The 20,516-nt window shown below is 64.1% G+C and carries 16 protein-coding genes and 1 tRNA gene; 12 read left to right on the forward strand and 5 right to left on the reverse strand.

Annotated elements, in window-relative coordinates; translation table 11 throughout:
* The first annotated feature begins 159 nt into the window (after positions 1-159).
* From PWJ82_RS04515 to PWJ82_RS04530, 4 genes are all read left to right on the forward strand, one after another.
* Positions 160-1,041 (forward strand): macro domain-containing protein, encoded by an 882-nt coding sequence (locus PWJ82_RS04515; RefSeq protein WP_274732482.1) that lies wholly within the window; start codon positions 160-162, stop codon positions 1,039-1,041.
* On the forward strand, positions 1,041-2,174 hold the full coding sequence (locus PWJ82_RS04520) for a DsbA family protein (protein ID WP_274732483.1): 1,134 nt from the start codon (positions 1,041-1,043) through the stop codon (positions 2,172-2,174). Before PWJ82_RS04515 ends, PWJ82_RS04520 begins: the two co-directional genes overlap by 1 nt.
* A gap of 294 nt (positions 2,175-2,468) precedes the next feature.
* Positions 2,469-3,239 carry an ABC transporter ATP-binding protein gene (locus PWJ82_RS04525; protein WP_274732484.1) on the forward strand — a complete coding sequence of 257 codons (771 nt, stop codon included), beginning with the start codon at positions 2,469-2,471 and terminating at the stop codon, positions 3,237-3,239.
* A gap of 228 nt (positions 3,240-3,467) precedes the next feature.
* A complete protein-coding gene (locus PWJ82_RS04530; RefSeq protein WP_274735527.1) occupies positions 3,468-3,983 on the forward strand; it encodes an ABC transporter permease in 516 nt (171 codons plus the stop codon).
* Positions 3,984-4,053: 70 nt separating this feature from the next.
* Here the strand turns inward: PWJ82_RS04530 and PWJ82_RS04535 are convergent, their stop codons facing one another.
* The 3 genes from PWJ82_RS04535 to PWJ82_RS04545 all read right to left on the reverse strand — a co-directional run bounded on the left by PWJ82_RS04535 (position 4,054) and on the right by PWJ82_RS04545 (position 8,865).
* Positions 4,054-5,805, reverse strand: coding sequence for an ABC transporter ATP-binding protein (locus PWJ82_RS04535; RefSeq protein WP_274732486.1), 1,752 nt, complete (start codon positions 5,803-5,805; stop codon positions 4,054-4,056).
* Entirely contained in the window at positions 5,802-7,709 is a 1,908-nt protein-coding gene (locus tag PWJ82_RS04540; protein ID WP_274732487.1) for an ABC transporter transmembrane domain-containing protein, read from the reverse strand. Before PWJ82_RS04540 ends, PWJ82_RS04535 begins: the two co-directional genes overlap by 4 nt.
* Positions 7,710-8,778: 1,069 nt before the next feature.
* Positions 8,779-8,865, reverse strand: a tRNA-Leu gene (locus tag PWJ82_RS04545).
* A gap of 342 nt (positions 8,866-9,207) precedes the next feature.
* On the opposite strand from PWJ82_RS04545, the gene PWJ82_RS04550 reads away from it, so the two are divergent.
* Genes PWJ82_RS04550 through pknB form a run of 6 tightly spaced genes read left to right on the forward strand, consistent with a single transcriptional unit; the run spans position 9,208 to position 17,113 of the window.
* Positions 9,208-9,906, forward strand: coding sequence for an FhaA domain-containing protein (locus tag PWJ82_RS04550; RefSeq protein WP_126135057.1), 699 nt, complete (start codon positions 9,208-9,210; stop codon positions 9,904-9,906).
* Positions 9,903-10,400, forward strand: coding sequence for an FHA domain-containing protein FhaB/FipA (locus PWJ82_RS04555; protein WP_126135058.1), 498 nt, complete (start codon positions 9,903-9,905; stop codon positions 10,398-10,400). The genes PWJ82_RS04550 and PWJ82_RS04555 overlap by 4 nt, the downstream gene beginning before the upstream one ends.
* Complete coding sequence (locus PWJ82_RS04560; RefSeq protein ID WP_274735529.1) at positions 10,397-11,968, forward strand: PP2C family protein-serine/threonine phosphatase; 1,572 nt, start codon at positions 10,397-10,399, stop codon at positions 11,966-11,968. Before PWJ82_RS04555 ends, PWJ82_RS04560 begins: the two co-directional genes overlap by 4 nt.
* A complete protein-coding gene (locus PWJ82_RS04565) occupies positions 11,965-13,476 on the forward strand; it encodes an FtsW/RodA/SpoVE family cell cycle protein (RefSeq protein ID WP_274735530.1) in 1,512 nt (503 codons plus the stop codon). Before PWJ82_RS04560 ends, PWJ82_RS04565 begins: the two co-directional genes overlap by 4 nt.
* A complete protein-coding gene (locus PWJ82_RS04570; protein WP_274732494.1) occupies positions 13,473-14,930 on the forward strand; it encodes a penicillin-binding transpeptidase domain-containing protein in 1,458 nt (485 codons plus the stop codon). The genes PWJ82_RS04565 and PWJ82_RS04570 overlap by 4 nt, the downstream gene beginning before the upstream one ends.
* 29 nt (positions 14,931-14,959) lie before the next feature.
* A complete protein-coding gene (pknB, locus tag PWJ82_RS04575; RefSeq protein ID WP_274732496.1) occupies positions 14,960-17,113 on the forward strand; it encodes a Stk1 family PASTA domain-containing Ser/Thr kinase in 2,154 nt (717 codons plus the stop codon).
* A gap of 432 nt (positions 17,114-17,545) precedes the next feature.
* On the opposite strand, the gene PWJ82_RS04580 is transcribed toward pknB, so the two are convergent.
* Complete coding sequence (locus PWJ82_RS04580; protein WP_164545900.1) at positions 17,546-17,704, reverse strand: hypothetical protein; 159 nt, start codon at positions 17,702-17,704, stop codon at positions 17,546-17,548.
* Between the two features lie 69 nt (positions 17,705-17,773).
* A complete protein-coding gene (locus PWJ82_RS04585) occupies positions 17,774-18,679 on the reverse strand; it encodes a class E sortase (protein WP_274732499.1) in 906 nt (301 codons plus the stop codon).
* A 257-nt stretch (positions 18,680-18,936) separates the two neighbouring features.
* On the opposite strand from PWJ82_RS04585, the gene PWJ82_RS04590 reads away from it, so the two are divergent.
* Complete coding sequence (locus PWJ82_RS04590; protein WP_126135064.1) at positions 18,937-19,314, forward strand: cell division protein CrgA; 378 nt, start codon at positions 18,937-18,939, stop codon at positions 19,312-19,314.
* A 3-nt stretch (positions 19,315-19,317) separates the two neighbouring features.
* Positions 19,318-20,457: a 6-phosphofructokinase gene (locus tag PWJ82_RS04595; RefSeq protein ID WP_016442084.1), complete on the forward strand. Its 1,140-nt coding sequence runs from the start codon at positions 19,318-19,320 to the stop codon at positions 20,455-20,457.
* Positions 20,458-20,516: the final 59 nt, after the last annotated feature.

The raw sequence follows: 20,516 nt of genomic DNA on the forward strand, positions 1-20,516 counted from the left end.
GCGGTGCGACCACGCATCCCGGGGATTCCGCGCAGTTATCCACAGGGCGTGGCGGCGGGCGCGCAAGGCCACCGGCCCTGTGCATACGCGCACGAAAACCGTTCCTGCCCGGTACCCTTGTACTAGGGAACCCTGTTCGGACCCAGAATAAGGAGAATAATGCTCAACCTAGCTGAATATCGCGACGCCCTGAAGCTCGACGACGAGTGGCCCGCGCCCGCCCCCTCGAAGCGCACCGACCGGGAACTTTTTGAGATTGCCTTCGGCGGTCTGGATGGCGACCTGGCGAAAATGACCGACCGGGAACTCTTCACCGAACTCAACCACCGCCTCATCCAGCGTGATCCTGAAGAAGTTAATGAGGATGTGTCACGCGCGATTGACGTGCTGCTCTACCGGCTTTCCGGCTACCTCGGCCGCACCGAGGCACGCCACCTGGCTCGTATTTCTGACATGATGCCGGAATCGGAATACCCCGCTCGGGATAAAACCGTGATCTGGCGCGGGGATGCGCGGGAACTCGTGGTGGACGCGGTGGTCAATGGGGCGCGCCCGAACCTGCTGGGCTATCGTGATTACAATAAGCCCTCTATTGACCAGGCGATTCACGGCCAGGCCGGCCCGTGGCTGCGCAATGATTGCGCCACCCTGTACTCGATGTCGAATCGCGAACTGGAACCGGGCGAAGCGGCGCTGACCCGCGGGTATCGCCTGCCGGCACGCTACGTGCTCCACACCCTGCCGCCCACGGTGGAAGGTGAGGTGACGGATGCGGATCGCGCGGCGCTGGCCAGCTGCTACACCCGCTGCCTGGATCTGGCTTCGGACAAGGGTGATATTACCTCGGTGTCCTTCTGCTCGTTGGCCACCGGCCATTCGCATTTCCCCTTCGCGGAAGCCACCCGGATTGCGTTGGATACCGTGGCGCAGTGGCTGCACCAGAATCCGCGCTCGAATGTGAATCTGGTGGTCTTTGATATCTTCGCTGATGAAGATGCGGAACATTTCGTGCGCACGATTGAGCGCTGGGTGGAGGAATAATGAGCCAGGGAACTCCTGACTCCGTGGATCGCGGCCAATCTGGGTTCCAGGGTCAGTACGGTGCGCCCGCAGCGGCGGGTTCGGATGCGGGCGTGGGCCCTGATCCGAGCGTCGGTGCGGCCGGGGGCGCTGCTCCCAGTGCGGGCACCGGTGCTGACCCAGCCGGCCCGGCGTGGCCGCCTTCCGCGCCTCCCGCGGTTCCTGCTGGGGAACAAGAACAGCACCCCAGCAGCCGCGGCTTCTGGGTGATGATCACCGTGCTGGCGATTATTGCCCTGGTGGTTTTCGCGGTGCTGCTCACCCTCGGCTCGTCCAACGGGCGTTTCGGGGGCAGCGCAGCGCCGCACCCCACCACTACCGCCACCGCACCGGCCACGCCTGGAGCAGGCGCGCCGGGCCAGGGCGGATCGGCCCAGGGCGCGCCGGGAACCATCCCGAATACCGCGCCCGGCCCCGTCGAAACGCGCTATACCCAGCTCGCCACGGATCGCGGTTGGGTGGCCGGTCAGGATTACATTCCCACTCAGCCCGATGAGATTCGCACCCAGCTCCAGGCCCTGCCGCAGCTGGAGCCGTCCTCCGGGCAAACCGCCGGGGATCCCAAGGCCCCCGTGCACGTCACGATCTACTCTGATTACGCATGCAGTTTCTGCAATAAACTCCACGCGGAATCCGTCCCGCAGCTCCTGGAACTGGCCAAGAAGGGCGATATTTACTTGGCTTACGTGCAGGTCCCGATTTTCAAGGACACCGTGTCCAGTGATCGCGCAGCCGCCGCCGCGCACGCGGCCGGATTGCAGGGCAAGTTCTGGGAATACTCGGCTCTTCTTTTCGACGGCGCAGCTGCCGCCGGCCACGACCCTGACAAGGCCGCGTCAATGTTCTCCGATGAAAACCTCGATGCTTTCGCCAGCCAGGCAGGCTTGGATGTGGAGGCTTTCCGGGCTGCGCGTGACAGCTCCGAAACCACCAGCTTTATTGCCGCCCAGGAATCTTTAGGCCTAGAAACCCTGGGGCTGCGCGGTACCCCGGCGATTATTATCAACGGCACCGCGAGCACCGGCTACCAGCCACTCTCCGCGATCACCAATACGATTGAGCTGGAAAAGGCGCTCGTGGACTCGGCGGGTTAAAGATTCTAGGCAAGCTACACTCAACGAAAATCAACAGATAGAGAGCAGAGTATCCGTGGTACGTGCCCGACGCTAAAACCTCCCCATCCGGTGAGGCTGCGCCCCAGAAACACTTGAGGTGTCTCGGTGCATAACCGAGGCACTCTTTTGGGCACCTTATATACAGATATTTCGGGTAGTCCTGTTATTCCAACGCCCTATTTCCGAGTATCGCTTTTCATGTCCTGCGAGCTTGGCCTCTCCGGTATGCACATCCCCTATGGCATTCTTTGCATATTTTGGAGGTAAGCGTTCATGGATACCCCTATCCTCGAAGCTATCGCGGTAGAAAAAATCCACCCGAAGAAATCAACACCGGCCCTGACCGGCGTCAATCTTGCCCTACATCCGGGAGAATTGGTTGCCGTTATCGGCCATAACGGAGCGGGAAAATCCACGCTCTTCGATATCCTTGGTGGGCTCATGAAACCCACCCGCGGCACGGTCACTAATTCCGTAGCCGCAAGCGCTATCGGCTGGTGCCCGCAGCGCGAGATTATCGACTGGTCCCTGACCGTGGCACAAAACATCCTCGTGGGCCTTGATCTGCGGGGTAACCGTTGGCATCGCCGTGCTGAAATTGAAAGCATCGCCGCAGTTCTGGGCCTTTCGCGTTTCCTTGACCGCACCGCGGAAACCCTTTCCGGCGGGGAATTACGCCGCACCCAAATCGCCCGCGCGATTATCGGTGACCCTCGCCTCATGATTCTGGACGAGCCAACCACCGGTCTGGATCCCACCGGCATTGACACCGTGTTCAGCTACTTGCGCTCCCGGGTGGAAGAAGGGCGCACCGTGCTGGTCAGCACGCACGAGACCTCTAAGTTTTCCGAGTATTGCACCCGGGTTATTGCTCTGCGCGGCGGGCGCATTATCGCCGATATGCCCGCAGGGCAGTTTATGGCCCATTGCCCTGGCAGCACCGACCTGTGGGAAGCCCTCCAGGCGTTCGAGGCCCTCGAACCACCCAAGAATCCGGAAGCCGCTGCAGCCACAGAAGCAGAAGAAGGAACCCCGCTCCCATGAAAAAATCACTTATTCTCACTAAGTACCATATTGCTTCCCTATGGAATTGGCGCGGCGTCTACCTCGGCCGCATCGTCGAACCGCTGGCATATTTCGTATTCCTAGTTGTCGGTATTTCCGGGATGCTCGACAGCGCGCAGAGCCGTAACTACCTCAGCTACGCCTTCACCGGCATCGTCTGCCTTCTCACGTTCCGCGCTTTCGGCTACGCCACCTCCGATATCTCCAATGACCGCAAGTGGGGGGGTGTACGCGATTTTCATGATGCAGGGCGGGAAGGTGTGGGGCTATCTCGTATCGATTATCGCGGTGGCATCCCTTGTTTTCCTTGTCCAATTCGCAGCGGTAGCCCTCGCCTACCTGGGCTTATCTGTTGCGAGCGGCTCCGGCGTGGACGGTGCCGCTCTTGTGGCGGGGCTGCTTATTGCGTTTCTGGTTGTGTGGGGCTGGGTGGGCCTGGGCGCCGCGGTAGGCGCCCTGGTCAATAGTTACGAGGCGCGCGATATGCTCTCCACTTTCACCACGCTGCCGGTGGTGCTCTCCGCCCCGCTTTTTTACGAGCTCAGCTCCGCGCCCACATACCTTCAGGTCATCGCGCGCTGCAACCCGCTCACGTATCACGTGCAGTGGATGCGTGCCCCGGTAGCTGCGGATTTCGTGTACGCGCTACTCTGGGTTGGAACGACGACGGCGCTAGCCCGCTACGCCCTCAGCCGCGCAGATAGGCTCAGCTCCGAGCGGTAACTCCCCGGCCCGGCGGCCCGGGGTATTCACGAATACTCCACAGGGTATGTGCAAAACTCGTAGCCTCGCCTCACACCTCCGGCGCATCGACGGCCTGCCACATCTCCCACAGCCGGGCGTATTCCCCGCCGCGCGCCACCAGCTCATCGTGGCTGCCCAGTTCAGCAACCCGCCCGTCGATCATGACGGCCACCCGGTCCGCGGAATGGGCACTGTAGAGGCGATGCGCGATGGAAATAACGGTGCGCCCTTCCAGCACCCGTGCCAGGGCGCGCTCTGCTGAACGCGCCGCATTCGGATCCAACATTGCGGTGGCCTCATCCAAAATAAGGATCTGCGGGTCGAGCACAATAATGCGCGCCAGCGCTAGCTGCTGGGCCTGCGCGGGAGAAAGCTCCCGCGCCCCACCGGCCAGGCGCTCCTCCAGCGGCAGATCCAGTTCCACGGCCGCGAGCGCGGCCCGCATCTCCTCCTCGCTGGCATCCGCGCGGGCCATGCGTAGGTTATCGGCCACCGTTCCCACGAATACATGATGTTCCTGCGTCACCAGCGACACCGTGGAATGCAGGTGATCCTCACGGATCCGAACAGCATCCGCCCCGCCAATCCGCACGGTTCCGGATTCGGGCCGGTTAATACCGGCAATCAACCGGGCCAGCGTTGATTTACCCGCCCCGGAGGGCCCCACGATAGCCAGATGCTCCCCGCTGCGCACCTCCAGATCCACGCCCTTGAGCGCGTAGGCGCGTGGCTCGCTCGGCCCGGCGTCGTCGTGCTGGGTGCGGCCGTAACGGAAACGCACCCCGCGCAATTCGACGTCCGTTCCGCGCGGCACCTCGGGGCGCGACTCCGGCGGAACCGTATCCACGCCGAAAATGCGGGCGAAAGACACCAGGGAATACTGCAATTCGGTGATGAACCAGCCAAGCTCTTCGAGCGGGCCCGCCAATTGGATCGCGAGCATCGTGACCGTGATGACTTCCCCAAGGGTGGCGGCGCCGCGCGGGATGAGCAACGCACCCACCAGCGGCGTCACCAAGACCGGCAGCCACACGGACAGCGCCACGCCGGCGCGGAACAGCCACACAATCCCCGCGCCGTACGTTTCCACCCGCACGTGTTCCTCGATGAAGGTGCCCAGGCGCCCGAGGCGCACCCGGCCCAGGTTGAGGGCATCCACCGTGGTTTTTTGAGTCACGGTTTCGGAAACGGAACCCGCGAAAGCAGCGCGCACCGCGCTCCCGGATTGAAACACCGGGACGATGCGGCGCAGGAACCAGCGCACCACCGCGACCACCAGTGCCGTGAAGAAAAGCGTCCAGCCGAGGGCCGGGGCCGCCAGCAGCGCCGCGCCCAGCGAAACACAGACGGTGGTCACCAGCACCACGAGACTGGAAATTCCGCGTTGGATGAAGAATTGCACGCGGGTGATATCGTCCGTGGTGCGGCCCAGGAGATCCCCGGAACCGGCGCTTTCCACCAGGTCAAGGGGCAGGTGGGTGATGCCGTGCACAACGCCATCACGCAGCTGGGCGAAGATGCGGTTGCCGAAATATTCCGCGCGCAAGTCCGCGAGGAACGTGAACAGCGTATGGACCGCGACCGCTCCGAGCATCAGGGCGATGAGCCCGGCCGCGCGGGCGGCTGCTTCCGGGTGGCCGGCGATATCTATGGCCCGACCGATCACGATAGGCGAGATGACGGCCGCGATCGCCGCCACTAGTTGCAGGCCCACGACCAGGCTGAATTCACCCAGGCGCCCGCGGACAATGCGCAGCAGGGCGCGCACGGAAAAACGGCGCGATGCGATAGGAAGGATCATGCCAGCTCCTCTCCGGTTTCCCGCACCACGATGCGGCGGTAGTCCGGGTGGTCGAGTAGGTGCGCGTGCGTGCCGCGCGCGATTTCTTTACCGTCACGAATAAGAACGACGACGTCAGCCGCCCCCAGCACCAGCGGCGATGCCGAAACAACCACGGTGGTGCGCCCCTTCCGAGCCCTGGCTAGAGCAGCCGCGATACGAGCCTCGGTGTGGGAATCCACCGCGGAGGTGGGATCCACGAGGATGGCGATATCCGGGTCGCTGGCCAGCAAGCGGGCCAGCACCAGGCGCTGGCGCTGCCCACCCGACACATTGCGGCCGCGCTCGGTCACCGCGCCGTCCAGGCCGCCCAGCGAATCCACGGCATCGCGGGCCTGGGCTGCGGCCAGCGCGGCGGTGAGGCGATCATCGGCGCTGGTATCCGCGGGGGCGTGCTGGTGGCCGGCCTGCCCGCTCGAATAATCCTCGAAAAGCTGAGCGAGGGTGCGGGCCGGAACCTCCGGGGCGTGCTCGCCCTGCAGGTTCTCGCGCAGGGTACCGGCGAAAAGATCAGCAACCGGCCCGGAATAGCGGATATGGGCGCGCAGTTCATCCAGGGGAATATCGACGGCGCGGGCGTCGCCCGGGGTGAGCGCCTCGCCCGCCTCACCGTCAGCTGGCGTAGTGGGCCAGCGCAGGTGAATGTCGGCGTCGTCGTTCATCCGCGCGAGCCTTGCCGCAATGGCGGTGCCCTCCTCCACGTTCGCGCCCACCACGGCGGTGAAACGCCCGGCTTCGATGTGCAAGTCCGCCGCGGCGTCGTACAGCGACACGGTGCTCCAGGCCGGGGGAATCACGGTACCGGTATCGGGCAGCAGCGGTTCTGCCGCGAGCGCGCGGGTGATTTTTTTGGCGCTCACCCAGGCGCCCACCGCGGTCGCCGCGAAGCTCGCGAACATGACGATCGGCATGGAGAGGATGGCACAATAGCCGGCGAACGCGAAGAGTTCGCCGGCGGTGAGGTGGCCGCTCAGCAGCATGCTCACTCCCACGGTGACGATGACCGCCTGGAAAATAAGCGGACCGCCGTTCGTAACCGTGGACATGAGAGCGCGCGAGGGTGCGGCGTCGAAACCGGCCTTTTTGACCGCTTCCGATTGTTCGCGGTAGCGCGCATTGTAGTAATCTTCCCCGCCGACGCCGCGCATGACCCGCAGCCCGACCACGCCATCCGTTGCCAGGGTGGTGAGTTTGCCCTGTTCTTCGCGCAGCGGTTCACGCCATTTGGCCATGACGCGCGAAATCCAGGAGATGACCGCCATAACGAGCGGCAGGCCGATAATCACCGCGAGGCCGAGCGGCACGCTCATCCGCATCATGAGCACGGCCACCAGCCCAAAGGATAGGAACGACGCGAGCGTTGCCGGCGTATTGATGAACATCGAGCCGACCATATAGGTATCCGAGTTGAGCACGGAGACGACGTCGCCCGTTTGCATCTCCAGATTGGTGCGGCGCGGGAAAAGCCGGGCGGCGAGGGTGCGCTGCGGATTAATCATCGTGCGCATCCAGATCACATTTTCGGGGATTTCCGTGCAGAGTGTCAGGGCAAGAACAAGGGTGGCGACGACGAAGGCCCCCGCCGGAGCGAGGAGCTCGGACGTGATGCCGTGCTCCAGCCCGGAATCTAGCATTTTCCCGACGAAGTGAATTTGGCTGACACTTGCTACCGAGGTCAGGCAGGCAATGAGCGTGGTCAGTGCGATCACCCCGGCATTTTCGCGGCCAACGGCGAGGAGGAACGCGAGGGGGCGATTCGGGTAGGCGTGAATATGTTCTTCGGAGAAGCGCAGCGAACGCGGGCGGAAGCCGGCGAAGCGGGAGATATGCGGGGTGGATGTGGAGGCGGCCGAGGGCTGGGTCATGGGATTCCTCAAGATGCTGTGATTCGAATATTCCGTGGAGCTGGATCAGGATGTGGATCCGAAGCCGAGCTAGAGCCGAGCGGGTTCGGGGCTGGAGCTGAGCGGAGCACGCAAAAGTTGCGGCGGTACGAGGAGCTGGCGCGAGGGCGCCGATGTACCTACCGGTGAGTGCTGCGTGCGTGACCTGGCGTGACTGCCGCGCTTCAACGCGAGGCGCCACGCCGATCTAGAGGAATAGTTGAATGCCCATGGGCGAAATCGTAGCACAGAAATTTCGGGGGCCGCGCGCAACTCTGTTCGGTAGCCACGCGCCCGAAAGCCGAGCGTTCCGTATACCGAGTGCCCGATAAGCCAAAGAACCATAAACCGGGTGCCCTATAACTCCAATCTCAGGAGTCACACCTGTACCTGCGGAGGGACTATGTGTTGTCAGAGCTGTACTTCGTATGTACGACATCCGCAGTACACTCCGGAAAACACATACCGGGTTCGGCGGCCTACGCGCTCGCGATATTGCCCGCGCGCGTGCCAAAATCCAGCAGGCCCCGCAAAGTGTGCGTCACGAACCTCGCAGCCCGCAAAGTGTGCGTGAGGAACATGGAATCAGGTGAAAACGGTACTCACACGCACACTTGTTCGCGATGAAGGCTCGTCACCGAGTCCGGGGTAAACATAGTGCAAATTCCGGACGGTCAGGGTCGCGTAGTGCAAACTCAGAGCAGAAATCAGGCCAAAATGGTGCGTAGATTTGCACCCTGTTGTGGGATCGCTGTTGAACCCTCAGCAACACGACCCGGAGCCGGCATGCGAAAAGCACAGAGCCGCACCCGAGCGGCTCGTTATTTGTAAAGGCGAAAATCAGTGTCGCCTTAACCGCTACCGCTTCCGCGGGCGGGTAGCTGGGTGCCGGTTTAGTCCGAGGCCAACTACGTATTGAGTATCGCAGTCCGGCGGTGCTGCCGTCCAGAGTTGAAATGGGTAAACCAAAATAACTGAGGGATTACTACCACGGTGTGATGCTACCGATTTGTGGCGCGATATCACGGAAATCTATTGCCATGACCAACTGTGGTGCTCAAGGGGGGAGTTGAACCCCCACGCCCTCACGGGCACACGGACCTGAACCGTGCGCGTCTGCCTATTCCGCCACTTGAGCAAGTGCACGTATGAGCTTATCGTCTCATCCGCGATTAGTCCAAGTTTTTGCAGCACGAATTTACGTGAGACGCGTCGCAGCGCGGCAGTTTCCGCCATCCCAGCGCCAGCAGTCGTTCACAGCCAGAGCACCTGCGGGTACGTAGCACCGCCCCGCCAGCGCTGCGCCGTCGCGCCTCCACCAGCACCCCCGCACGGTCCGCGCGCTCCACACGGTCCTCACCCCCACCACCCCCACCTTCCGCTCCGCTCACGGCGCGGAAGGTAGCGGCGCACCGGCGCGGGCGATTACAGTCGCCTATAGAACCGCAGAACCGACATTGCAGAGGGAAGGGGCAGGGCCATGGGTGCCCTCGGGAAGTTTGAAAAGGGAGTGGAGAACGCCGTCGCCGGGGCGTTTCGTGTTTTCCAGTCCGAGCTAAAACCGGTGGAGATCCTCACCGATATTAAAAAGGCCATGACACGTGACGCTGCCGAACTCTCCCGCGAGCGCACCGTTGCCCCCAATATTTTCACGGTCGCGCTCGCCCCGGCGGATCTGGCCCGGGTGGATTCCTGGGGCCAGGAGGCGCTCCGCGAGGAACTCGCCCGCTCCGCGGTGGAATACGCCACCGAACAGGACTATCTATTCGTCGGCCCCATTGAGATCACATTCGAGGAGGATCCCCAGTTGCGCGAAGGAACAGCACGCACCCGGACAACCACGCAGCGCGGAGCCATCGCCCCGGCCACTCGCAGCGCCGGCACGGAGGAGAACCCGCTCATCCAGGTGGGGCGGGACCGCTACCTCCTCACCGGCACCACCGCGATTATCGGCCGCGGTTCCGATTGCGATATCAGCGTGGACGACTCGGGCATCTCCCGGCACCACCTCGAGCTGCAAGTCACCCCGAATGGCGTGATCGCCACGGACCTCAACTCCACCAACGGCACCTTCGTGGAAGGTCACCGCATTAGCGCGGCCACCCTGGTGGACGGCAATACCATCACCATCGGCCGCACCCACATTATGTTCTGGACTGGAACGGCTTCCGCCTCATGAATCTCGCAATAACCTTATTGCGCTTCGGTTTTCTAGCGCTGCTGTGGCTGTTTATTTTCGCCGTCGTGCTAACGGTGCGCCGCGATGTGCTGGGAACGGACGTGCGGCGTCGTTCTTCTCTTCTTTCGGCACGACGCCGCAGCATGCACGCGCCCGCCCCCGCGGAAAACGACTCCCCCGCGCCGCCTGCCGCGCCGGTTGAACGGCCCGTTTACCTGGTGGTAACCGGCGGTCCGCTGCTGGGAACCGCGGTGCCGCTCAGCTCGCAACCGGTATATATCGGGCGCGCCCCGGATAACACTCTCGTCCTGGATGACACCTACGCCTCCGGGCATCACGCCCGTATTTTCGCGGCGGAGGGCCGGCGCTGGGTGGAGGATCTGGGCTCAACAAACGGTACCCTGGTAGGGGGGATCCGCATTAACGGCACGGCCGCGCTGGACCCCGGCGTTGTCATTCAGGTGGGGGAAACCACGATGGAGCTACAAGTTTGAGTATTCAGCTACGCTACGCGGCGTTTTCCGATGTCGGCCTGGTTCGTTCCAATAACCAGGACGGTGGCTACGCCTCGCCTCATTTGCTCGTTGTGGCAGATGGAATGGGCGGGGCGGCCGCCGGAGATATCGCGTCATCGGTCACGGTGGGGCATCTGGTGGCTGTCGATGATGTGCACGCCGCCGATGATTTGCTGCCGGTGCTGCGCCGCGCGGTGGAAGCCGCGCATGACGATATGCTCGAGCTCGTTGCGGAGAACCCGAAAATGGCGGGCATGGGCACCACTTGCATCGCCATGCTGCGGGCCTCGAATAAGCTCGCGATGGTTCATATCGGTGATTCGCGCGCCTACCTTTTGCGGGATGGCAAGCTCGGCCAGGTCACGCATGACCACACTCTAGTTCAGTACCTCGTGGATCACGGCCGGCTCACCCCGGAGGAAGCTGAACACCACCCGCAGCGCAATGTGATTATGCGGGCGCTCGGAGATACCCCCGGCGAGGTCGAGCTGGATGAATCCGTGCGGGAAGCCCGGGTGGGCGACCGCTGGCTACTGTGCTCGGACGGCCTATTTGGCGTGGTTGCGCACGACACCATCGAACACGCCATGTCCGCGATCCCCGACCTGCACCAGCTGGGCGAACACCTCATCGATTTAGCGTTGGCGGCCGGCGCCCCCGATAACGTCACCGTGATTCTTGCGGATGTTGTGGACGACGCCACACTCACCAGCCCGCTGCCCTCCCAACCCATTGTGGTCGGTTCGGCGGCGCGTGATTACCGCCGGCCCACCCGCGGGGGTAATTCCGCCGCGGCCAAGGCGGCGACGCTGACGCAAAATGCTAGTACCGGGGCCGGCGCTGGCGTGGGAGCTACGGCTGCGACTGCGGCTGATGGTGGCGCGGGCACAAACGGATCAGTGGCTCCGGCTGGAAAAGATAGGTCGGGAAGCTGCGCCCCGTCCGGCGCTGGCACACCTTCGGGCACCGGCCCCAAGAATAAATCCGCAAAAACTAGCCCGGCGAGCGGGGCCACCGGCGGCGCGTCCAGTGTGGGCCGCGGCACATCCGGTGTGGGCCGCGGGGATTCGGGCGCGGAGGGCGCTCCTCGCGCGCGCTGGGGAGCGCGTTTGGCGGTTATTCTGACCGTCGTGGCCCTGGCGGTGGCCGGCCTTGTCGGCGCTTACCGCTGGACCCAGAGCCGCTACTACGTGGCCAATAACAATGGCATCGTCACGATCTATCAGGGAATTCCGCAGCGGCTCGGCCCGCTGGAGTTCTCCCACGCGGCGGAAGCTACTGATCTCCAGGTCCGCGACCTCACCCCGGTGGCCCAAGATCGCCTTGCCACGCCCATCACGCGCGCTTCGCTGCGCGAAGCGCGCGCCGTCGTCGCCGCACTCCGAGAACAAAAAGCCCAGAACAACGAGCCAACGCCGGCGCCCGCTACGCCCGGCGCCGCGGCAACGCCCACGCCCGCGAGCGCGAGCCCCGCACCCGAGGCCCCGGCTGCACCCGCGCCAGCACCGGCCGCACCCACCCCCGCGAACCCGGGAGAGAACCGATGAGTACGGTGGTTCCCCCGCGCACGCGCCGCGGCCGCTGGCCGGAAATCACCCTGCTGCTCCTGGCCGGAGCCATCGGGGTGGGCGCCTATTACCTGGTGTGGACCGGGCTGGATAATACCGGGCTGCCGCCCAGCTTCGCGCTGGTGGTGGGTGCCGGCGCCGCCCTGGTATTCGCCTGCCACCTGCTTATTCGCGCACTGTGCCCCTACGCGGATCCGGTGCTTTTCCCCTGCGCGATCGCCCTCAACGGGCTGGGCCTGGCCATGATCTACCGGGTGGATGCCGCGTCGGATACCGATCACGCCCGCAGCCAGCTCATCCTCACCGCCGGCGCGCTGGTATTTTTCGCCGTCACGGTGCTGCTCGTGCGCAATTATCGGGTACTGCAAAATTACATGTGGACCTCGCTCATCGCCGGGGTGGTGCTGCTCCTCCTCCCGCTCAGCCCGCTGGGCCGCACCCTCAACGGTTCGCGCCTGTGGATCGCGGTGGGTGGGATGTCCTTCCAGCCGGCCGAAGTCGCGAAAATCTGTTTCGCGGTGTTCTTCGCGGCCTACCTCGTGACCGAACGCGATAACCTGGCGCTCGCCGGCCCGAAAATCCTGGGAATTCGCCTCCCTAAGGCCCGCCATATCCTCCCGGTTCTCATCGCCTGGGCGCTGTGCATGGGAGTCCTCGTTTTTGAACGCGATTTCGGCACCGCGCTGCTCTTCTTCGGGCTTTTCGTGGCGATGCTGTGGGTGGCGACCGAGCAGGTCTCCTGGCTGGCCATCGGCGCGCTCCTCACCGTGGGCGGGGTGTGGTTCATTTCAACAACCGTGTCCCATGTGCAGGCCCGTTTCGCGATTTGGCTCGACCCCTTCGACCCGGAACTGTACGACGCCGTCGGCGGCTCCTACCAGGTGGTTCAGGGGCTCTTCGGCATGGCCTCCGGGGGGCTCTTCGGGGCGGGGCTGGGGCGCGGCTACCCGAACCTGGTTTACGCGGCGCATTCCGATTTCATTTACGCCTCTTTCGCCGAGGAACTCGGCCTGGTGGGCGTGGGTGCCATCCTGTGCATCTACCTGCTTCTCATCAGTCGCGGCATGCGGGTTGCCCTGGAATCGCGCGATGGCTTCGGCAAACTCCTCGCTTCCGGGCTGTCTTTCGTGCTCGGGCTGCAATGCTTCATCGTTATCGGCGGGGTGACGCGCATTATCCCGCTGACCGGCCTGGCCCTGCCTTTCCTCGCGCACGGCGGCTCGGCACTGCTGACGAACTGGATCATTATCGCGCTGCTGATCCGCATGTCGCACACCGCCCGCCGCCCGGAAGAAGCACGCCCGCTGCCCACCACCGATGAACTCGCGATCCTGCGCGGGAACGCCGATGAGGGCGTTAGTGAGGGCGACGACGACGCGCGCCGCGCCCCGCGCGGCGCGGAAAGCTCCACCGGCGGGGCTCACACGGCGGCCGCGGGTTCCCGACCCGCGGGCGGCGACGCCCACACAGAGGTGGTGCGCCCGTGAATCGCCCTATCCGCCAGCTCGTCGCGGTCCTCGCGGTCATGTTCTTAGGTTTGGCCGGCTCCACCACCGCGATCCAGTTCTTCCAGGCCGCCAGCCTCAACGCCAATGCGTGGAATGTGCGGACGCTCTACCGCGAATACGGCACCCAGCGTGGTCCCATTATCGTGGCCGGGGAATCCATTGTTTCCTCCCAGCCCATCGACGATGCCTACAACTACCTGCGCGTTTACGAGCGCCCGGAGATTTATTCGAATCTCACCGGCTACTACTCCATCGCCCATAACTCGATGACGGGCTTGGAACGCGCCATGAACCCGGTCCTGGGCGGCTCGGATTCCTCCCTGGCCGGTCAACGTATCGAAGAGCTCATTACCGGCTCCCAACCCCAGGGCGGGGGCGTTGAGCTCACTATCGATCCCCAGCTCCAGGAGGCCGCAGCCGCCGCGCTGGGTAACCAGCGCGGCGCCGTCGTCGTACTTAATTCCCGCACCGGAGATATTCTGGCGCAGGTCTCCACCCCCGGATTCGACCCGAACGGCGTGGCCACGCACGATACCGCGGCCGCGCGCGACAACTATCAGGCTCTCGAAACCGATCCCACCACGCCGCTCATCGACCGGGCGACCGGCGGGGACCAGTACGCGCCCGGCTCGTCGTTCAAGCTGCTTACCGCCACCGCGATGATTGAGAACCTCGGGCTGAGCCCAGATTCGCTGGTGGAGGCCCCCCGCACCTTCGTGCCGCCGGGGACCACGCACGATATGTGGAATCCGGGGCAGGCCGCCTGCGGAGACGGCTCCGGGAAAGTTACGCTTACCGAGGCGTTCGCGCAATCGTGCAATACGCCGTTCGCGATCGGCGGGATCGCGGTGGGCCCGGAAAAAATGGTGGCGCAAGCCGAAAAATTCGGTTTCAATAGCGAGCTTTCCACGCCGCTACCCGTTTCCGCTTCGCGTTTCCCCGCCCCCGCGGACGCCGCGGCGCTCGCCATGGATTCCATCGGCCAACGCGATATTCGGGTCACCCCGATGCAGATGGCGATGGTCGGTGCGGCGATTGCCAATGACGGCGTGGTGATGAAACCGAATCTGGTGCGCCGCACTCTCACCGCGGATCTCGAACCCGTGAGCGAAAGCGAACCGGAAGTGCTCTCCCGCGCGATGAGCCAGCAAACCGCGGGCTATATGCACCAGATGATGGTCAATGAGGTCAAGAACGGCACCGGGTACCTCTTCACCCTCCCCGGGATTGAAACCTCCGGGAAAACCGGGACCGCGGAAATCACGAACGATATCCCCCCGCACGCGTGGTTCGTGGGGAATGCGACCATCGGGGACACGGCCTATACCGTGGCCGTGGTGGTCGAAAATTCGGGCAATGCCGTGTGGAATGGCGACGGTGGCTCCGTTGCCGCCCCCCTTGCCCGCACAGTACTTGAAGCTAAGGTGAACTAAGCAGATGCTCAGCAGAAAGGTGACGCGACGTGAATGATATCCCCCGCGTACTCGGCAACCGCTACCAGGTGGGCGAGATCATCGGTCGAGGCGGTATGGCCGAAGTACATCTCGGCTACGACACCCGGCTCTCACGCACGGTAGCGATTAAAATCCTGCGCACCGACCTGGCGCAGGATGCCACCTTCCTGGCCCGTTTCCGGCGTGAGGCGCAATCGGCGGCCGCGCTCAACCACCCCTCCATTGTGTCCGTGTATGACACCGGGGAAGAAACCGTGACTTCCGCGAGCGGCACCGAGCTGGCGCTGCCCTATATCGTCATGGAATACGTCAAGGGCCGCACCGTGGCCTCCCTGCTGCACGGCGGGGACCCGGTACCCATCGGGGAGGCCGTGCAGATCGTGGTGGGGGTGCTTTCCGCGCTGGAATACTCCCATCACGAAGGCATCATTCACCGCGATATCAAGCCGGGCAATATTATGCTCACCACCGGCGGCAAGGTGAAGGTCATGGACTTCGGGATCGCCCGCGCGATTGCCGATTCCGCTGCCACGATGACGCAAACGAACTCCGTGGTGGGCACCGCCCAGTACCTCTCCCCCGAGCAGGCGCGCGGGGAAGTGGTGGATGCGCGCTCCGACCTGTATTCCACCGGCTGCGTGCTGTATGAGCTGCTCACCGGGCGCCCGCCCTTCGTGGGTGATAGCGCGGTGGCGGTGGCCTACCAGCATGTTTCTGAAACTCCCAAGCCGGCTTCCCAGATCGCTTCCGATATCCCGGACGCCATTGACCGCGTGGTCATGAAATCCCTGGCGAAGAGCCGCGAGGACCGCTACCAGGACGCCGCCGAATTCCGCGCGGACCTGTTGGCTGCGGCGCGTGGGGAAGGCGTGGACGCCCCGGCGGTTTCCTCCTGGAATGCTTACGGGGCGGGGGCGATTGGCGCGGCTGGTGTTGGCGCGGCTGGTGTTGCCGGTGCCGGTATTGGCGCGGCCGGGGCGAATGCCGCGACGGCCGCTACGCAAGCCTATTCGGCCACTAACGCCCGCCCCGCCTCCACCACCGCTTATCCCACCGCGACCGCTGGGGGCGCCGGCGGTGCCGGTGCAGGTGCCGCGGGCGGTGCCGGTGCGGGCGGTGCCGGTGCAGGTGCGATTTCTAGTACGACGGCGCAGCCGGGCGGCGCGCCCACCTACCCGGGTGGGTACCCGACGGGCGCCTACCCCGGGGCCTACCCCACGGGCAGCTACCCCACCGGGAGCTATCCCGGTTATGACCCCACGGCAACCGGAGCGCAACCGCCGGTAAAGAAGAAGTCCAGTGCGCCCTTCATTTGGGGCGGGGTGGCTCTGCTTGTTATTGCCCTGGGGATCCTGGGCTGGTTCTTCCTGTCCGGGCGGGGCGACTCCGCCGAACCGCAACCCACCGAAACCGCGGTGGCGCAGGTGGCGATCCCCGATATGGTGGGGTGGACCGAGGTGCAGGCCAGCCAACAGCTCACCAGCTTGGGCCTGGAATTCGTGCGCGGCACGGATGTGTCCAGCGATACCGTGGACAAGGGGCTGGTTGTGTCCTCCAATCCGGCGATGCGGAGCACCGTGGATGTGGGCAGTCGCGTGACCTTGCATTTCTCCTCCGGTCCGTCCGCCGTGCAGGTTCCCGATGTGGTGGGGATGAGCACGGATCAGGCCTCCCAGGCGCTACGCGCGGCGGGGCTGACCGTGGGCGGTATGGAGCAGGTTAATGACCCGAGCGAGGACCGCGACCGGGTGGTGTCTACCAGCCCGAATGTGGGCGAAAGCGTGAAGCCGGGCAGTACCGTGAAGCTGCAGGTAGCCAGCGGCAATGTGGCAGTTCCGGATGTACGCGGAATGAGCGTAGATGAAGCGCGGGCGGCGCTGCGCGATGCTCGCCTCACGGTCGTGGGCCAAAGCGAGCAGGAGGTCACCGACCCGGCGAAGGTCGGCAAAGTCGTGGATGCGAGCATTGCTCCGGGCACCGTGGTTCAGCGCGATACCGAGATGCGTATTACCGTGGGCATCGCCCCGGCACCCACTCCCACCCCGAGCACTCCGCCCGCCGGCTCCGGTTCTGGTGGTTCCGGCTCTGGCGGATCGGGAGGTAACGGTGGCGCGGGCGGCGCGCACCCCAACCCCGCACCTACCGGGCAGGGGAACGGGTAAGTAGCTACCGGGAACCGGGTCGCTCGCGGATCGGTCCGCAAAATGCAACCACAACTACATTAACTTTTCCAAATCGTGCGCTGGCGTTGCTTTTTGTGAGCTCCTAGCCCAGAGTGTTGCTTTCTGCAGCGCCTGTGTGCTGAGGCGTTGCTTTCTGAGACCTTCCGCGTCGAGAAGTTGCATTTTACAAGCTATCGCGTTGTGGTGTTGCTATTTGCCGGCGCTCATGCCGAGAGGTTGCATTATCCGAGCACCCCGCCCGCCGGCTTTCCGCTTTCCTATTTTCTAGCCGGCGGGCAGGGGTGTCTTTTCCGGAGTGTACTGCACGTGTCTTACATACTAAGTACAGCTCTGACAACACGTACCGCCCCCGCAGGGGCTGGTACCGTGCTACCGTGTGCTAGCTGTGGTCCGGCTAACCCCGTGGCCCAGCTACTGCGTGATGGTGGTATCCTGCGGGCGGAAAACGGTATTTATCCAGGGGAAAACCCACTCAAAGAGCGCGAAAACAATCGCGGCGATAATGATAAGGGCCTCGATGACCTTCAACCACGTCGGGCCGGGCAGGTGCCGCCAAATAAATCCGTACATTGCATGCTCCGTTTCTTCTTCACGTATATCTGCTAGTGCCCACCCCGGGGCGAGCCGACCGCCTACTTTTTACTTCACCAGCTCCGCCGGGGCGCCCTCGGCGGCGTCGACCCAATGATCGAGGGTGGCGTAGGTAATCCAGCGGTCGCTGGACACAAAGGGCGGATGGCAGGTGGTAATGGTGAGGATGCGCTGGGTGGGCGCCTCCTCCGGCTTATTCGGTACCGGCGCCAGCACGCCTACCTGTGTGGGCGGCACAACCTCATGCTCGGTGACCTTGTAGACGTAGTAGGCGTTCTTGGTTTGCACAATAATCGGGTCGCCTGGTTGGAGCTCAGGCACATCGCGCATGGCCGCGCCGTACGTCTGGCGGTGCGCGGTGATCGCGTAATTACCGATCTCCCCAACGTACTGGGTATCCGGGTAATGCCCAAAACTCCCGGTATCCACCACGGCTTCCAGGTCCACCCCGTATTTGACGGTGTAGCGCCAATCGGCACCGAAGCGCGGGATGTAAATAATGCCTTCCAGGTCACCCGTGCGATTTACGTGATCCGGGGCCGGCGGGGCGTCGGTGCGCGGGGTCCCCACCTTGGTGGTGCCGCGCGGATCGCCCCATTGCTTATTGACGGTTTCGATCTGCTGGGCCTGATCGCGGTTCGCGCCCAGGTCAGTCCAGTAGACCTGCCACACGATAAAGAGGCCCACCACGATTCCCGCGGTAATGAGCAGCTCCCCGATCACGCCGATAATTGCGTTGAGGATGCCGCCGCGGCGCCGGGCGGGTGCGCCTGCCCGGGTTGTGCTGACGGTGGCGGTGGCGGCCGGCGCGGCAGGCTGCTGCGGCGTCGTACCTGCACTGGCGGTAGCCGGGCGGTACCGCCCCACAGCTTCGTGCCGCGGAGCGCGAGCCGCGTTTCCTTCCGCCGCGCGCCTTCCCGCACGGCGCCCTCGTTCGGGCTGCTGTTCGCGCATAGTCTCACCTTCCACTGCCACCGGATTCGTACTAGAAACAGAATAGTGGTTTCGGCTCGAAAAATGCGGTGAGATAACTCCCCTCACTTTTAGGAACGACGACGCCGCTACGCCCGCGCGCCACCCGCCAGCGGCCGTGCACATGGCCCCGCGCCGGCTTTTGTGAAAAAATACCAGAGGAATCGCGCGATTGAGCGCGCCACCGGGCGCGTTACTTCGTTAGGCTTAGGGGCGGAAGGAACCGCGGAAGGTAGAACATGACAGATCAACAGTTTGACGAACCCGAACTTTCGGAAGCCACCGGCAACGCTGCCCCGGCTCGGAAGTCGCGCAAGAGCTCTGCTCCCTCGGCGAAGGACGTGCGCCGCCCCGGCACCAAGCGCGATATTGCGGCGCAGGCCACTCGGGAAAAGGATGAGGCGAAGCGCTCCCGTAAGGTCGCGCAGAAGGATCGCCGCTCGCCGAGCTGGTGGGCGCCGGTCATGTGTACGCTCATGATTATCGGCCTTATCGTGGTGGTGCTCGCTTACGTGACGGGTGGCCGTTTCCCCATTCCGGGGTGGAATAACGGCAATCTGTTCCTCGGCTTCGGCTTCATGATCGTGGGCTTCCTCATGACGATGGGGTGGAAGTAGCCGATGGGGAAAGCAGTGAAGCGGGTCGGTATCCTCACTGCCGGCGGTGATGCCCCTGGCCTCAATGCCGCCATCCGCGGGTTTGGTAAAGCCGCGATGGGCAAGTACGGCATGGAGCTGGTGGGGTACCGCAACGGTATTACCGGGCTCGTCAATAACCGCTATATGCCGCTGGATTCGGATTCGCTGGCCGGGATTTTGACGCAGGGTGGCACGATGCTGGGCACCTCGCGCGATAAGGTTCATAAGTTCCCGGACGGCAACGGCGGGTACGTGGATATGATTCCGCAGATCGCCCAGAACCTCGAAGATGAGCATATCGATGCGCTGGTGTGCATCGGCGGGGGCGGGACCGCGAAGAACGCGAATCGGCTGGCGCAGGCCGGGCTGCCCGTTATCCACCTGCCCAAAACCATCGATAACGACATCATGCACACGGACACCAGCTTCGGTTTTTCGACGGCGCTGTCTATCGCCACCGATGCTATTGACCGGCTCCATTCCACCGCCCATTCCCATCACCGCATTATCGTGGTGGAGCTGATGGGGCATCGGGCCGGGTGGCTTACGCTGGGTGCCGGGATTGCCGGAGGTGCCGATATTATTCTCATCCCGGAGATCCCGTATTCGATTGAGTCGTGTGCGGCGTCGATCCGGCGGCGGGCGGAAAATGGGCGGCCTTTCTCCGTGGTGGCCGTGGCCGAAGGCGCGCATTCTATTCCGGTGGCAGCCCAGCTGGCCGCCGCCAATGACCTAGTACGCCACGCCCCCACCCCGGAGGCGAAAGAGGCGGCGAAGAGCCACCGGCGTTCCATTGAGGAAAACGAGCGCGAATCTACTTTCCTGGTGGCGCAGCAGCTGGAGGAGGCCACCGGCTTGGAGGCACGCGTAACCATCCTTGGCTACGTGCAGCGCGGGGGAATTCCCGACGCCGCGGACCGGCTGCTGGGAACCGTGCTGGGGAGCGCGGCCGCCGATGTGGTGGCGCACGGGAAATCCGGCGTGATGATCGCCTCCCAGAACGGGCAGGCCGTGCCGGTGCCGCTCGAGGATGTGGCCGGGAAGGACAAGTTGGTCCCGGTGGATCACCCCTGGGTGGCCGCGGCGCGCGCCGTCGGCACCAGCCTGGGTGAGGCGATCTAGGAGTACCGCTAGTACTGCTGACAAATATGGGGGCGGCCGCGCCATGTGGCGGGCCGCCC

The organism is Actinotignum schaalii (assembly GCF_028864145.1).
GTDB classification, from domain to species: Bacteria; Actinomycetota; Actinomycetes; order Actinomycetales; family Actinomycetaceae; genus Actinotignum; species Actinotignum schaalii_B.

Coding starts and splice junctions, on each gene's coding strand:
- PWJ82_RS04550 (WP_126135057.1), top strand. CDS start 9,208: ATGGGTGCCCTCGGGAAGTTTGAAAAGGGAGTGGAGAACGCCGTCGCC.
- PWJ82_RS04585 (WP_274732499.1), bottom strand. CDS start 18,679: ATGCGCGAACAGCAGCCCGAACGAGGGCGCCGTGCGGGAAGGCGCGCG.
- PWJ82_RS04525 (WP_274732484.1), top strand. CDS start 2,469: ATGGATACCCCTATCCTCGAAGCTATCGCGGTAGAAAAAATCCACCCG.
- PWJ82_RS04595 (WP_016442084.1), top strand. CDS start 19,318: ATGGGGAAAGCAGTGAAGCGGGTCGGTATCCTCACTGCCGGCGGTGAT.
- PWJ82_RS04515 (WP_274732482.1), top strand. CDS start 160: ATGCTCAACCTAGCTGAATATCGCGACGCCCTGAAGCTCGACGACGAG.
- PWJ82_RS04540 (WP_274732487.1), bottom strand. CDS start 7,709: ATGACCCAGCCCTCGGCCGCCTCCACATCCACCCCGCATATCTCCCGC.
- PWJ82_RS04580 (WP_164545900.1), bottom strand. CDS start 17,704: ATGTACGGATTTATTTGGCGGCACCTGCCCGGCCCGACGTGGTTGAAG.
- PWJ82_RS04530 (WP_274735527.1), top strand. CDS start 3,468: ATGACCGCAAGTGGGGGGGTGTACGCGATTTTCATGATGCAGGGCGGG.
- PWJ82_RS04535 (WP_274732486.1), bottom strand. CDS start 5,805: ATGATCCTTCCTATCGCATCGCGCCGTTTTTCCGTGCGCGCCCTGCTG.
- PWJ82_RS04590 (WP_126135064.1), top strand. CDS start 18,937: ATGACAGATCAACAGTTTGACGAACCCGAACTTTCGGAAGCCACCGGC.
- PWJ82_RS04520 (WP_274732483.1), top strand. CDS start 1,041: ATGAGCCAGGGAACTCCTGACTCCGTGGATCGCGGCCAATCTGGGTTC.
- PWJ82_RS04555 (WP_126135058.1), top strand. CDS start 9,903: ATGAATCTCGCAATAACCTTATTGCGCTTCGGTTTTCTAGCGCTGCTG.
- PWJ82_RS04565 (WP_274735530.1), top strand. CDS start 11,965: ATGAGTACGGTGGTTCCCCCGCGCACGCGCCGCGGCCGCTGGCCGGAA.